The organism is Reyranella sp. (assembly GCF_004297405.1).
Classification (GTDB): domain Bacteria; phylum Pseudomonadota; class Alphaproteobacteria; order Reyranellales; family Reyranellaceae; genus Reyranella.
In genome coordinates this window covers 1-13,197 of record NZ_SCVC01000021.1, presented here as the reverse complement: position 1 = coordinate 13,197, position 13,197 = coordinate 1, and the positions used below count along the sequence as shown (strand labels likewise).

The window sequence follows — 13,197 nt, the reverse complement described above, 5'->3', positions numbered from 1 at the left end:
TCACCCGTCGCGATACCAGTTGGCGATATCCCAGGTGTTGTTGTCCCAGCCGCTCATCTCGGCGACGAGCTGATTGTTCATCCCCACCGTTTGAGGGCGGGCCACGATCGGGATGACCACGACATTGTTCACCACAAGCTCGTTCAGCTTGATCAGCATCGCCGCGCGCTTGACGGGGTCGAGCTCGACCTGTGCGGCCTTGTGGATGTCGTCGTATTCCTGGTTCTGCCAGCGCGTGATGTTGCGGCCCTGCCACTTGTTCTCCTTGGTGGCCGCCTCCCACGAACAGAACTGGCGCAGGAAGACCTCGGGATCAGGCGCGTTCATACCGTTGCTGTATTCCTGCAGGTCGGCGTAGAACTTCGTGTAGGTGTCGGGATTGGCCACGTCGGACGAGAAGAACACCGACGCCGTCACCGACTTCAGCTCCATCTCTATGCCAGTTTTTTGCGCGGCCTGCTTCACGATCGCCTGCGTCTTCTGGCGTGGCTGGTTGATCGAGGTTTGGTAGACGAACTTCAGCCTCTTGCCGTCCTTGGCGCGGATGCCGTCCGCTCCCCGCACCCAGCCCGCCTTGTCGAGAATGGCATTGGCCTTGTCGACATCGAACTCGAACCTGGTTGTCTTGGACCGGAAGCGTTCGGGATTGTTGATGTAGTTCGCCGTCGCAATCCCGATACGGCCGTAGATGTGATCCTGGATCGACTTCTTGTCGATCAGCAGGGAAAGCGCCTGGCGCACCGCCGGATCGGACAGGAGCGGATGCTTGGTCTTCAGACTGGACCGTTCACCATCGACCTCCGTCCAGGGGTCGGTGTTGTTGAGCTGCATATGCTCGATGCCGCCGCCGTGGGTCACCAGCACGCGACCCCGGCCGCCCTTCTCGAGACGGGTGAGGATCTCGTCCTCGACCTGCAGGTTCCAGGCGAAGTGATACTCCCCGGTCTGCAGGACCGCGCGCGCCGCCGAGACGGCATCGCCGCCGCCCTTCAACTCGATGGCGTCGAAGTGAGGTCGGTTGGGCTCGTGATAGTTGGGATTGATCTCGCCGGTGATGAGATCGCCCGGCTTGAAATCCTTGAAGAGGTAAGGACCGGTGCCGACCGGCTTCAGATTGGTCGGCGCGTCGCGCGACTTGGCGCCGATGTAATCGCCGAACAGATGCTTGGGAATGATGCAGCCCGCCCAGCCGACGAAGGTGTCGGCCCAGAACGGCGTCGGCTTCTGGAACTTCACCAGCACCGTATATTTATCGATCTTCTCGACCGCGACATCCTTGTAGGAGCCGCTGCTGACGGTCGCCGTCGCGGGATTGCTGGAATATTCCCAGGTGAAGACGACATCGTCGGCGGTGAGAGGCTTGCCGTCGTGCCAGGTCACACCCTGCTTGATCTTCCAGATCACCGACCGGCCGTCGGCGGCGAGCGTGCCGTCCTCCCGGCTCGGAATCGATGCGGCCAACTTCGCCCGAAGATTGCCTTCGCGGTCCCAGGCCGCCAGCGGCTCATAGAAGAGACGCGAACCGTCCTGGTCCTTGGTGCCGACGGCGAAGTGCGGATTGAGAAGCGTCGGGCCCTGCCACCACAAGACCTTCAGCAGACCGCCACCGCCGCGCTTGGTCGGTTTGTAGACTGGTCGGCTGTCCGCCATCGCCACGCCCGACAGAGCGAGGAGCTGCGTCGCCATCGGCGCCGTGAAGCCCACCACCGCCATGCGCCGCACGAAGGCACGGCGGGACATCCCGCCCGTCTTCACTTGGTCGATCAGACCACGCAAGCCACGCTCGTCCATTGGATGCCTCCGTCCAGGCTGTCGTATCCGTCCCCGACGCTCCTGCTATCCTGCAAGATGCGTGCGAGGAGGATGGGACCAGTGCAGGCCGTCGCCGTCAACGCCAGTCGAACCGAGAGCTGACAGGAGTTCGCTTGATTAGCGGGCCGGTCTGCGCGATACCCGCCCGCCCCCAGCCTTCCACCGGCGGGGTGCGCGATGGTCCAAACCTCGCGCTTTCGACCTTGAGCGGAGTCCACACCCATGCCTGACGCGACCACGAGTCCGAATCCCGGCGCTGCTGCCCTCGCTGTCCCAGCTGCTCCCAATCCGCACCTCGCGCCCTATGCCGCTCGCGGTCTCAAGGGCCGGATCTTCTCCGGCGTGCAGCCCACGGGAAATCTCCATCTCGGCAATTATCTCGGCGCGATCCGCAACTTCGCGCGCCTGCAGAACGACTATGATTGCATCTACTGCGTGGTCGACCAGCACGCGATCACCCAGTGGCAGGAGCCCAAGGAACTGGTGAGCCAGACCCGCGAGATCGCTTCGGCCTTCCTGGCCGCCGGTGTCGACGGCTCCAAGCACATCATCTTCAACCAGTCGATGGTGCCGGGGCATGCGCAGCTCGCCTGGGTCTTCAACTGCGTCGCACGCATGGGCTGGATGAGCCGCATGACTCAGTTCAAGGAAAAGGCCGGCAAGGACCGCGAGAATGTCTCGCTGGGCCTGTTCGCCTATCCCGCGCTGATGGCCGCCGATATCCTGCTCTACAAGGCCACGCATGTGCCGGTCGGTGAGGACCAGAAGCAACATCTCGAGCTGACGCGCGACATCGCGATCAAGTTCAACAACGACTTCGCCGTGCCGGACTTCTTCCCGGTGACCGAGCCGCTGATCTTCGGCGCAACCACGCGCGTGATGAGCCTGCGCGACGGCACCAAGAAGATGAGCAAGTCCGATCCGTCGGACTACTCGCGCATCAACCTGACCGACGATGCCGATGCCATCGCCCAGAAGATCCGTCGCGCCAAGACCGATCCGCTGCCGATGCCGGAAACCTTGGCCGATGCCGAAAAGCGGCCCGATGCCGACAATCTGCTGGGCATCTACGCCGCCCTCGCCGATCAGGAGAAGGAGGCAGCCGTTGCCGCCTTCGCGGGCAAGCAGTTCTCCGAGTTCAAGGCGGCGCTGACCGAACTCGCCGTCGCCAAGCTCGGCCCGATCGGCGCGGAGATGCAGCGGCTGATGAAGGACCCCGGCCACGTCGATGGCATCCTGCGCAACGGCGCCGAACGGGCCCGCACGCTGGCGGCGCCGATTCTGGACGAGGTCTACAGGACGGTCGGCTTCCTGAAGCCCTGATACGAGGAGCGCCCCTTCGCAGGAACGGGTGCGCCCGGCGTTATCCTTCCATCCGCGTCAGGGCCCACTTTATGGTGATGCCCTCGACCGGCACCTGGCCGACCAGGACGATCTGTTCGGTGCGGCGCACGCGGCCTTCTTCGCCGAGATAGATGCTCTCGGCGAGGCCGATGCCGGCGCCCGAGGCACGCAGCCGCCAGCCACGGCCGCTCGGCAAGCGCATCAGCACCGCCTGGCCGCTTTGCGCCAGGGTCGCCTTGACGGTGGGATGCAGATGGAAGCGCACGATGAAACGCTGGTCCGGCACGGTGATCGGCCGGCCGTCGTAGCCCAGGAAGGCATCCTCGCCGCGCAGATCACCGCCGTCGGGCGACAGCCATAGCCTCCGGCGATGGATGATGCCGTAGAGCGAGCGATAACCGTCGTGGCACATGTCGAGCCACTGTGCGCCGGCATCGTCGGCACGATCGATCAGCACGTTCCCGGCGCGATACTCCAGCGCACCGTGATTGGTGATCTCCGTCGAGTTGGTGTCGTCGACGACCGCGGTGCTGTGTGCAGCCGTGTAACGCATGAAGTGCTGCCAGTCGCGCGGCGCACCGGGATAGGTGCCGCAGTTCACGATCAGGCGCTCGTGCGCTGCACTCATCTCGAAGGAGAGCGTGCCGGCATGGGCGATTCCGTCCATGCCGCGGCCCGGCGGACTGCCGGCGTCGGCGATCACCAGCGAAGTGCCGGCAACCAACCGCTGAAAACCGCTGACCAGCGCCATGGCCGGCGCCGCCTCGCCCGAGCCCGTACGGGCCAGCACGAGATCGATCATCCGGCGATCGCCTTCCCAGGTGCCGTTGAACAGCGCGAGCCCGCCATCGCCATGGCGGAAGAAGCGCAGCATCGGCGCCATGCGATCGATCGCGGCCACCAGTTCGGCCGGCGCCCGACGCTCGGCCGAGGCAAGCGCCGCGCGGACATCGAGCAGATGGCGCAGCACGGTGAGCTGCAGATGCGGCGCACGCTCGGAAACGATGCCGTCGTGCAGCACATAGCGCTTCACGAACTTCGCCAGCCGGGTCAGCGACTGTTCCAGGCTCTTTTCGAAGTGCTTGCCGTCGCGGATGAAGGCGAGATCGGCGAAGATCAGCGCCTTCAGCACGGCCACGGCCTCATGGCCGATCATGCCGCGATGCGCGACCCGACGCAGATGGACGCGCTGGCGGGCGATCGAGAAGACGAAACGCGCCGCGAAGCCGGGATCGGCGGCAGCAGCCATCCATTCGTAGTGGCGGATCCAGGCAACGATGCGGGCGGCGACCACGTCGCGCTTCCACGTCACCGGCGACCAGCGCCATTCCTTGTTGGTCCAGTCGTCGACCAGCCGGGCGGCAAGCAGGCCGGCCGCCGCATCGCCGCTGTCGCGCAGATCACGCAGCCAGCCGAATCCGTTCAGGGCATCGAGCCACAGCGGCGACGCGCCGGCGCGCTGCCACGGCGGATCGTCGGAATCGGGCAGGACCGTGCCGGCGCTGCTGCAGGCAGAAAATTCACCCGCCATGAGCAACCGCTGCCCCAAAGCCGGATCGCCGGGCCAGCCGTCGGGCGCCACGGCAAAGAAGCTTTGCGGCGAGTTGTAGCCGAGCGTCAGGGAATAGAGAGACGAGCCCAGGAACCAGCGGCCGAGCTTGCGGCCTTCCTTGATGGCGGATTTACCCGCCGATTTGGCCGTGGGACGGGCCTGAACCGAACGGATCGGACGGGCTCCGGGAACCAAAGGCTCCCCGGGCCGTCTTGTATCAGAGGCGACCAGCGACATTCGTTTCGTTCTTTGGCCCGGACGCTCCTGCCCGGACGGTGGAGGGGTTCCGGATATTTTACCCCACCTAGGAGGCTATGGCGATGGGGTGTGGAACCCTAGTCCAGCCGCAGAATCGACCCTCAGGCTGGCCCTTGAACCGGGCGGCCGGCTCCCCAGATTCACACAATGGGAAGGCCTTAATGGATTCCCTGCCGCTCGCTCCTCGGAGGAGGGTCTCTATGAGTCGTGTGTCGATGTTCAACTCGCCCCTGCTGCTGGGTTTTGACCAGCTCGAGCGCACGCTCGACCGCCTAGCGAAGAACGCCGAGGGCTATCCCCCCTATAATATCGAGCGGATCGGCGAAAATGGCCTGCGCATCACGCTGGCCGTGGCCGGGTTCACCAGCGACGACCTCGTGATCGAGTTGGTCGAGAACCAGTTGATGGTTCGCGGCAAGCAGGCCGAGGAAGGCGATCGGGTTTATCTTCACCGCGGTATTGCCGCACGTCAGTTCCAGCGGGCTTTCATGCTCGCCGATGGCATCGAAGTGATAGGCGCCCGTCTCGACAATGGCCTCTTGTCGATCGACCTGGTGCGCCCCGTTTCGGAGCCGCGCATTCGCACCATTCGTATCGACGCCGGCAGCAACAACGCCGCCGCGCCGAGCAATACGATCGATATCACCGCGCGTGGCAGCCGCTGAACGGCGGGCTCGCGTTGACTGCTGCCAAGGAGGTAGCCATGGAAAACAACGAAGTTGTGTTCAAACCCCTCGCCGAAGAGGCCTTTCTCAGTCTCGGCTCCGAGCAGATCGCCTACGTGAAGGCGATCAACCTGCCTGACGGCGCGCACGCAATCGGCATCTTCTCCGCCGACGGCAAGCCGATGGCCGCAGCGCCTTCAGTGGAGATCGCCCAGGCGCTCATCCGCCAGCACGAACTCGAGCCCGCGCTGGTTCACTAAAAGCGGACGCAGCGCGCAGAGTGCCCTAGGCGGCGCTCTGCGCCTGGACTGACTCGACCAACAGCGCATAGAGCGCTTCGGCCTTGTCGGTCGCCCGCAGCTTCTCGACGAGGCTGCGGTCGCGCAGCAACCGCGAAACGCGGGCCAGCGCCTTGAGATGGTCTGCGCCCGCGCCCTCGGGCGTCACGAGCAGGAAAACGATATCGACCGGACGCTCGTCGATCGCATCGAAATCGACGGGGTGGGCCAGGCGTGCGAACAGCCCGACCGGCTTCGGAACCGAGGCGAGCCGGCCGTGCGGAATGGCGATGCCACCACCGATGCCGGTCGAGCCCAAGCGCTCACGCTCGAGCAGGCGGTCGAACAATTTGCGTTCGTCGATCTTGAAGACATTGGCGGCGCGGGCGGCCAGTTCGGCCAGGAGCGCTTTCTTGCCGGATGCCTTGACGCTTGCCAGAACGGCATCCGGGCCGGACAGCAAATCGACAATTTCCACAATATCACCAAAGGGTTAGCGGGCACGAACTCGATTCGCCCTGCGAGGGGTGCGCCCCTATAGGCGTGTCCCTCGGGCGGGTCAAGGGAGGGTTCGCACGGCCGCAGACCCTCGTGTCAGTCGGCCGGACCGGTCAGCGCCTGGGCAGCGAGAGCTGCACCCGGCATCGCCGAGGGCATCTGGCGGCTCATGCCCAGCCGGCCCAACCGACGACGCTCGGAAGACGACGGAATGCGCATGGCTTCGCGATACTTGGCGACGGTGCGGCGCGCGATCTCGATGCCCTCGCCCTTCAGCAAGTCGACGATGCGATCGTCGCTCAGCGGCTGGCGTGCGTTCTCGCTGCCCACGAGATGGCGGATGCGCGACCGCACCGACTCCGATGAGACGACGACGCCCGGCGTACGCGCCGGCAGCGCCGACGTGAAGAAGTACTTCAGCTCGAAGATGCCGCGCGGCGTAGCGATGTACTTGTTGGAAGTGACGCGGCTCACCGTACTTTCGTGCAGCTCGGTGGCGACGGCGATGTCGCGCAGCACCAACGGCTTCAGCGCGCTGACGCCATGACGGAAGAAACCGTCCTGCTGGCGCACGATCTCGCGGGCGACCTTGAGGATGGTCGTGGCGCGCTGCTCTAGGGTCTTCACCAGCCAATTGGCCGACTGGAAACGCTCGGCGACGAAATCGCGATCGGTCTTGACGCGCGCGCCCTTCATCAAAGTCGCGTGGTAGTGGCGATCGACCAGCACCTTGGGCAGCGCATCGGTGTTGAGTTCGATGTGCCAGCCTTCTTCGCCGGTCTCGGGATCCTTCGCCGGACGCAGATAGATATCGGGCGCTACCGGCTGGATCGGCTCGTAGGTGAAAGCCTGGCCGGGACGCGGATCGAGCGTACGCAGCTCGGCCAGCATGTCGCGCAGATCCTCGTCGTCGACGCCGCACCGCCGGCGCAACTGGCCAAGTTCGCCAGCTGCCACGAGGTCGAGATTGTCGAGCAGCGCTTGCATCGCCGGATCGAGGCGGTTGCGCTCGGCGAGCTGGGCGCCGAGGCACTCGGCAATGGTGCGCGCGAAGAGGCCGGCCGGCTCCATCTGACGCAATCGCGCCCAGATCACCTCGACGACGGCGATGTCGGTCGCGACGGCTTCGGCAACGGCGGCCGCATCGAGGCGGCAGTAGCCGGCATCGTCGAGACCTTCGGCGAGCTTCAGCGCGATGCGCCGCTCCACCGGATCCTTGAACAGGAGTTCGAGCTGTTCGAGCACATGGACGGCGAGCGAGCGCTGGCGCTCGGCGACGAAGTCCAGGGCATCGGGAGCATCCTCGCGGCCGGCGGTGCGGCTTGCAGCGCCATCGCCGCCGCGATCTGCATGTTCGCGGGTCCAACGGTCATCGGCATCTGCCAGCGCCGGGGACGCGGCGGCCAGCGCTTCTGCCGTGTCGCCGACCGGTTCAGGGGTTGGCATCTCGATCTCGGCGACCGGTCCGTCTTCGGCCGCGCCCTCCTGGAGCAGGGGGTTCTTTTCGAGCTCCTGCTGGATGAAGGCGGCCAGTTCCAGGTGCGAAAATTGCAGCAGCTTGATCGCCTGCTGCAGCTGCGGAGTCATCGCCAGGGCCTGGCGTGACGTGAGGATGAGACTCGGACCGATACGCATATGACCCCCACCCGGAGGTCGACCGGACCCCCGATGACAGGTCTAGAGCAAGAAGCGTGCCAAAGTCAGCACAGATCCTGTTTCAGTGTGCGAAAATGTCCGTCTCCGGCCAGCCCGCCACGTCCAGCCGCGCGCGGACAGGCAGGAACTTGAACGCCGCCTCGGCCAACTCCCGCCGCCCCTCGCGCTCCAGGAGCGCATCGAGCCTTGCCTTGAGGGCATGCAGATGCAGGACATCCGACGCAGCATAAGCGAGTTGCTCGTCCGTTAGGGTGTCTGCCCCCCAGTCGGACGTCTGCTGCTGCTTGGACAGGTCGACGCCCAGCAGTTCGCGGCACAGGTCCTTGAGGCCGAACCGGTCGGTGAAGGTACGCACCAGCCGCGCCGCGATCTTGGTGCAGTAGACCGGCTCACACCGCACGCCGAGCGCATGCTCGAGGACAGCGATGTCGAATCGGCCGAAATGAAAGAGCTTCAGGACCTTCGGATCAGCGAGCAAAGCCGCAAGCCGCGGCGCCTTGTAGGGGCCACGCGGGATCTGGACGAGATGGGCGTTGCCGTCGCCTCCCGAAAGCTGAACCAGACAGAGCCGATCGCGATGCGGATTGAGGCCCATCGTCTCGGTGTCGATGGCCACGATCGATCCGAACGAAAGATCCGCCGGAAGGTCGCCGCGGTGAAGACTGATCGCCATCTATAGGGTGTCCCGACTGCCCTGCATGGTGCCCAGGAGAAGACTCGAACTTCCACGCCTCTCGGCGCTAGTACCTGAAACTAGTGCGTCTACCAATTCCGCCACCTGGGCACGGCATGCGGGCTAGTGCGGGCGCTGAGTTAGGGCGAGGCCGCGCAGATGTCAACCACAGTGCCTTTGCGCCTTCTGTCCATTGAGCTATAGGCACCACCATGAGCATCAAGCAGGTCACGGTTTTTGGCGGCAGCGGCTTCGTCGGCCGCGCCATCGTGCGGGCACTGGCGCAGGAGGGGCTGCTGGTCCGCGTGGCCTGCCGCCGCATCGAGCTGGCGGAGCGCACCAAGACGGCGGGCGACGTCGGTCAGATAACGGTGATGCGCACCAACTTGCGTGTTCCTGCGTCGGTAGCGGCAGCCGTTGCGGGCAGCCAGGCCGTGGTCAATGCCGCTGGCATTCCGTTCCAACGTGGTCGTCAGCGTTATCAGTCGGTCCACGTGGCCGGTGCTCGCGCCATCGCCGAAGCCTCGCGCGCCGCGGGCGTGCAGCGCCTGGTGCATATTTCCGGTGTCGGTGCGGAGCATCGTAATTCACCGAACAAGTACGTCCGCTCCAAGGTCGAGGCCGAGGACGCAATCATCTCGGGCTTCGGAAACGCCACGATCCTGCGGCCGAGCGTCGTGTTCGGGCCGGAAGACGTGATGTTCAATCGCATCGCGCAGATTGCCGCCCAAGCGCCGTTCCTGCCGGTCGTCGGCGACGGCTCGGCGAAGGTGCAGCCGGTGTTCGTGGGCGATGTCGGCAGCGCCGTTGCGGCTGTCTTGGCACGTCCCGAGACGGCCAAGACCGTGTTCGAGCTGGGCGGGCCCCGCGTCTACACCTATCGCGAGATTGCCGCGCTTACCTTGCGCGTGATCGACCGACAGAAGCCAATCGTCGGCGTGCCGGCCGGCTTGATGAAGATCGCGGGCTTCTTCGCCGAGTTCCTGCCGGTGCCGCCGCTTACCTATGATCAGGTGGGCCTGCTCACGGCGGACAATGTCGCGCGACCGGGAGCGCCTGGGCTGGCGGAGCTGGGGATCGAGCCGACGGCAGCGGAGGCGATCCTGCCGATGTACCTCGACCGCTATCGGCTCCGCGGTCGCTACAACAATCACGCGCCAGCTTAATAGCTGAAATTATTGGATTTTTTGGGGCATGCCGCTCGGTTTGGAATAATAGTCCCATATTGGAAATATAATCGCTCTGTTCGAATCTCGTAATGAGCTAGATTTACTTTCGCGACAGAGGACGATTCATAATAGGTCAGTATTATTGACTATTGTTGGCTGACATGGTCTAAGCGGATCAACAACGCAGCAAAGGCGCGGTCGGCGCGCTTCTTGCGTAATAAAATTTCACAATCTGTCCGAGGAGGCCGGGGATGGCCGAAAGGATGCTGAAGTTCGTCGGAACGCCACAAGCCATGCCCGACAAGCGGCCGGCTGCCGAGCGCCGTCGCGACTTCGACGAGATCTACGAGCGCTATGCCCGGGACAAGGCAGCCGAACAGGCTGCCCGCTGCTCGCAATGCGGCGTGCCCTTCTGTCAGGTGCACTGCCCGCTGCACAACAACATCCCCGACTGGCTGAAGCTCACGGCGGAAGGCCGGCTCGACGAGGCCTACGAACTCTCCTCGGCGACCAACAACTTCCCGGAGATCTGCGGCCGCATCTGCCCGCAGGACCGCCTCTGCGAAGGCAACTGCGTCATCGAGAAGGGTTTCGAGTCCGTCACCATTGGCTCGGTCGAAAAGTACATCACCGACACGGCCTGGGATCGCGGCTGGGTGAAGCCGATCCAGCCGCGGCGCGAGCGGCCGGAGAGCATCGGCATCGTCGGCGCAGGCCCCGCCGGCCTGGCCGCCGCCGAGCAACTGCGCCGCAAGGGCTATCAGGTCGCGGTCTACGACCGCTACGACAGGGTCGGCGGCCTGCTGATCTACGGCATCCCGAACTTCAAGCTCGAGAAGGAGATCGTGCAGCGTCGCGAGAAGCTCCTGCGCGACTCCAAGGTCACCTTCCACCTGAACTGCGAAGTCGGCCGCGATGTCACGCTCGAGGAGCTGCGCGACCGCCATCAGGCCGTGCTGGTCGCGACCGGCGTCTACAAGGCGCGCGACATCGCCGCGCCCGGCGTCGGCCTCACCGGCATCGCTGCCGCACTCGACTACCTCACCACCTCCAACCGGCACGGTCTCGGCGAGATGACTGCCGCGTTCGAATCGGGCCTGCTCGACGCCAAGGATAAGAATGTCGTGGTGATCGGTGGCGGCGACACGGCGATGGATTGCGTGCGCACCGCCGTCCGCCAGGGCGCCAAGTCCGTGAAGTGCCTCTATCGCCGCGACCGCGCCAACATGCCGGGCTCGCAGCGCGAGGTGAAGCACGCGGAAGAAGAAGGGGTGGAGTTCGTCTGGCTCTCCACCCCGCAGGCTTTCCTCGGCAAGGACGCTGTGAGCCACGTCCGCACCGTGCGCATCCATCTCGGCATGCCCGACGCTTCGGGCCGCCAGATGCCGCAGGAGATTCCCAACAGCCACTTCAACATCGAGGCCGACCTCGTGCTGATGGCACTGGGTTTCGATCCCGAAGACCTGCCAGCGATGCTGGCCGCGCCCGACCTCGGCGTGACCGGCTGGGGCACGCTCAAGATCGATTGGCGCAGCATGATGACCAATCTCGACGGCGTGTTCGCCGCCGGCGACATCGTGCGCGGCGCTTCGCTGGTGGTGTGGGCGGTGCGCGATGGCCGCGACGCCGCCGAGCGCATCCATTCCTACCTGACGACCAAGGTGCAAGCGGCGCAACGCATCGCGGCGGAGTGAGCAGATGCTGACGCTCTACGACTACATGGACTCCGGCAACGGCTACAAAGTGCGGCTCGTGCTGGCCGCGCTCGACCTGCCCTACAAGCTCATCGAGTGCGACATCCTGAAGGGCGAGACGCGCACGCCGGAATTCCTGGCGCGCAACCCCAACGGCCGCATTCCGACCCTGCAGCTCGAGGACGGATCGTTCCTGGCCGAGTCCGGTGCCATCATCTGGTATCTCGCCGACGGCACGCCGCTCGCGCCCAAGGATCGCAAGGCGCGGGCCGAGACGCTGCAGTGGATGTTCTTCGAGCAGTACAGCCACGAGCCCTATGTCGCCGTGGCGCGCTTCTGGAAGCACTACCTACCCAAGCTCTCACCGCTGCAGGAGATGGACCTGCCGAACCGCATGAAGGGCGGCTATGCCGCGCTCGACATCATGGAGAAGCATCTCGCGACGCACCGCTTCTTCGTCGACGATCGCTACGGCCTCGCCGACATCGTGCTCTATGCCTACACGCACGTCGCGCACGAGGGCGAGTTCGACCTGTCGAAGTATGCAAATATCAACGCCTGGATGGCGCGGGTCGCCGGCCAGCCGAAGCACGTCACCATCAGCCACAAGAATTGAACCGAGGGAGAAGACAATGCCGATGATCAACGTCCAGATGTTCGAGGGCCGCACGATCGAGCAGCGCCGAAAACTGGTGAAAGAGCTGACCGACGGCACCTGCCGCGCGCTCGGCTGCACGCCCGACGCCGTGCAGATCGTCCTCACCGACATCAAGAAAGAGAACTGGGCCGAAGCCGGCAAGCTGTTCTCCGACTAGACCTCTTTTTCAGGATACGACGTCATGTCCGCACGTCCCTTTGATGCCAAGCAGTTCGTCCGCGACTATCAGGACGAGACCGCCAAGCTGACCGACGCCTACGGCTACAACCCCGCCCAGGAGATCGACTCCTGCGGCGTCGGTCTGGTCGTGGCGCTGGACGGCAAGCGACGCCGCGACGTGGTCGCGGCGGGCATCGATGCGTTGAAGGCCGTGTGGCACCGGGGCGCCGTCGACGCCGACGGCAAGACCGGCGACGGCGCGGGCATCCACGTCGAAATCCCACAGGACTTCTTCAAGGAATATGTCCGCGCCTCCAGCGGCGAGCTCCCGCAAGTCGGCCGCCTCGCCGTCGGCATGGTGTTCCTGCCGCGCACCGATCTCGGCGCGCAGGAACGCTGCCGCACCATCGTCGAGACCGAGATCCTGCGTTTCGGTCACACGATCCTGGGCTGGCGCCAGGTACCGGTCGATATTTCCTCCATCGGCGCCAAGGCCAACGAGACGCGGCCGGAGATCGAACAGATCCTGATCGGCCGCGGCGATGCCAAGCTCGACAACCGCGAGTTCGAGAAGCAGCTCTACATCCTGCGCCGGCGCATGGAGAAGGCGGCGATCGCCGAGAACATCGCCGAGTTCTACGTCTGCTCGCTCTCGTGCCGCTCGGTCGTCTACAAGGGCATGTTCCTCGCCGAGCATCTGTCGGCCTTCTATCCCGACCTGCTCGACGAGCGCTTCGTCTCGCGCTTCGCGATCTTCCATCAGCGCTATTCGACCAACACC

At 64.9% G+C, this 13,197-nt stretch carries 12 protein-coding genes, 1 tRNA gene and 1 pseudogene; 8 read left to right on the top strand and 6 right to left on the bottom strand.

Features of this window, described 5'->3' with window-relative positions; translation table 11 throughout:
* Window positions 1-1,791, bottom strand: coding sequence for a peptide ABC transporter substrate-binding protein (locus tag EPO50_RS13690; RefSeq protein WP_296344883.1), 1,791 nt, complete (start codon window positions 1,789-1,791; stop codon window positions 1-3).
* Between the two features lie 243 nt (window positions 1,792-2,034).
* On the opposite strand from EPO50_RS13690, the gene trpS reads away from it, so the two are divergent.
* Complete coding sequence (trpS, locus tag EPO50_RS13685) at window positions 2,035-3,135, top strand: tryptophan--tRNA ligase (RefSeq protein ID WP_296344881.1); 1,101 nt, start codon at window positions 2,035-2,037, stop codon at window positions 3,133-3,135.
* A gap of 40 nt (window positions 3,136-3,175) precedes the next feature.
* Here the strand turns inward: trpS and EPO50_RS13680 are convergent, their stop codons facing one another.
* On the bottom strand, window positions 3,176-4,903 hold the full coding sequence (locus EPO50_RS13680; protein WP_296344879.1) for a heparinase II/III family protein: 1,728 nt from the start codon (window positions 4,901-4,903) through the stop codon (window positions 3,176-3,178).
* Window positions 4,904-5,166: 263 nt separating this feature from the next.
* On the opposite strand from EPO50_RS13680, the gene EPO50_RS13675 reads away from it, so the two are divergent.
* Together EPO50_RS13675 and EPO50_RS13670 are read left to right on the top strand one after the other, a co-directional pair.
* Window positions 5,167-5,631 carry an Hsp20 family protein gene (locus EPO50_RS13675; protein WP_296345793.1) on the top strand — a complete coding sequence of 155 codons (465 nt, stop codon included), beginning with the start codon at window positions 5,167-5,169 and terminating at the stop codon, window positions 5,629-5,631.
* Between the two features lie 38 nt (window positions 5,632-5,669).
* A complete protein-coding gene (locus EPO50_RS13670; protein ID WP_296344877.1) occupies window positions 5,670-5,891 on the top strand; it encodes a DUF1150 family protein in 222 nt (73 codons plus the stop codon).
* Between the two features lie 25 nt (window positions 5,892-5,916).
* Here EPO50_RS13670 and EPO50_RS13665 read toward each other — a convergent pair whose 3' ends face one another.
* The 4 genes from EPO50_RS13665 to EPO50_RS13650 all read right to left on the bottom strand — a co-directional run bounded on the left by EPO50_RS13665 (window position 5,917) and on the right by EPO50_RS13650 (window position 8,847).
* On the bottom strand, window positions 5,917-6,387 hold the full coding sequence (locus EPO50_RS13665) for a PTS sugar transporter subunit IIA (protein ID WP_296344875.1): 471 nt from the start codon (window positions 6,385-6,387) through the stop codon (window positions 5,917-5,919).
* Between the two features lie 116 nt (window positions 6,388-6,503).
* Window positions 6,504-8,042 (bottom strand): RNA polymerase factor sigma-54, encoded by a 1,539-nt coding sequence (rpoN, locus tag EPO50_RS13660; RefSeq protein WP_296344873.1) that lies wholly within the window; start codon window positions 8,040-8,042, stop codon window positions 6,504-6,506.
* 82 nt (window positions 8,043-8,124) lie between these two features.
* Window positions 8,125-8,736 (bottom strand): ribonuclease H-like domain-containing protein, encoded by a 612-nt coding sequence (locus EPO50_RS13655; RefSeq protein WP_296344871.1) that lies wholly within the window; start codon window positions 8,734-8,736, stop codon window positions 8,125-8,127.
* A gap of 26 nt (window positions 8,737-8,762) precedes the next feature.
* Window positions 8,763-8,847: transfer RNA gene (locus EPO50_RS13650), tRNA-Leu, on the bottom strand.
* 101 nt (window positions 8,848-8,948) lie between these two features.
* Here EPO50_RS13650 and EPO50_RS13645 point away from each other — a divergent pair.
* The 5 genes and pseudogenes from EPO50_RS13645 to EPO50_RS13625 form a co-directional block, all read left to right on the top strand.
* Window positions 8,949-9,902: a complex I NDUFA9 subunit family protein gene (locus EPO50_RS13645; RefSeq protein ID WP_296344870.1), complete on the top strand. Its 954-nt coding sequence runs from the start codon at window positions 8,949-8,951 to the stop codon at window positions 9,900-9,902.
* A 254-nt stretch (window positions 9,903-10,156) separates the two neighbouring features.
* Window positions 10,157-11,599, top strand: coding sequence for an NAD(P)-dependent oxidoreductase (locus EPO50_RS13640; RefSeq protein ID WP_296344867.1), 1,443 nt, complete (start codon window positions 10,157-10,159; stop codon window positions 11,597-11,599).
* A gap of 4 nt (window positions 11,600-11,603) precedes the next feature.
* Window positions 11,604-12,215, top strand: a complete 612-nt coding sequence (locus EPO50_RS13635; RefSeq protein ID WP_296344866.1) for a glutathione S-transferase family protein — start codon at window positions 11,604-11,606, stop codon at window positions 12,213-12,215.
* A complete protein-coding gene (locus EPO50_RS13630) occupies window positions 12,142-12,414 on the top strand; it encodes a 4-oxalocrotonate tautomerase (RefSeq protein WP_296344864.1) in 273 nt (90 codons plus the stop codon). The genes EPO50_RS13635 and EPO50_RS13630 overlap by 74 nt, the downstream gene beginning before the upstream one ends.
* Window positions 12,415-12,438: 24 nt before the next feature.
* Window positions 12,439-13,197 (top strand): annotated as a pseudogene (locus EPO50_RS13625) (glutamate synthase subunit alpha); the annotation flags it as partial.

Coding starts and splice junctions, on each gene's coding strand:
- EPO50_RS13640 (WP_296344867.1), top strand. CDS start 10,157: ATGGCCGAAAGGATGCTGAAGTTCGTCGGAACGCCACAAGCCATGCCC.
- EPO50_RS13670 (WP_296344877.1), top strand. CDS start 5,670: ATGGAAAACAACGAAGTTGTGTTCAAACCCCTCGCCGAAGAGGCCTTT.
- EPO50_RS13655 (WP_296344871.1), bottom strand. CDS start 8,736: ATGGCGATCAGTCTTCACCGCGGCGACCTTCCGGCGGATCTTTCGTTC.
- EPO50_RS13690 (WP_296344883.1), bottom strand. CDS start 1,791: ATGGACGAGCGTGGCTTGCGTGGTCTGATCGACCAAGTGAAGACGGGC.
- EPO50_RS13645 (WP_296344870.1), top strand. CDS start 8,949: ATGAGCATCAAGCAGGTCACGGTTTTTGGCGGCAGCGGCTTCGTCGGC.
- trpS (WP_296344881.1), top strand. CDS start 2,035: ATGCCTGACGCGACCACGAGTCCGAATCCCGGCGCTGCTGCCCTCGCT.
- rpoN (WP_296344873.1), bottom strand. CDS start 8,042: ATGCGTATCGGTCCGAGTCTCATCCTCACGTCACGCCAGGCCCTGGCG.
- EPO50_RS13635 (WP_296344866.1), top strand. CDS start 11,604: ATGCTGACGCTCTACGACTACATGGACTCCGGCAACGGCTACAAAGTG.
- EPO50_RS13630 (WP_296344864.1), top strand. CDS start 12,142: ATGCAAATATCAACGCCTGGATGGCGCGGGTCGCCGGCCAGCCGAAGC.
- EPO50_RS13675 (WP_296345793.1), top strand. CDS start 5,167: ATGAGTCGTGTGTCGATGTTCAACTCGCCCCTGCTGCTGGGTTTTGAC.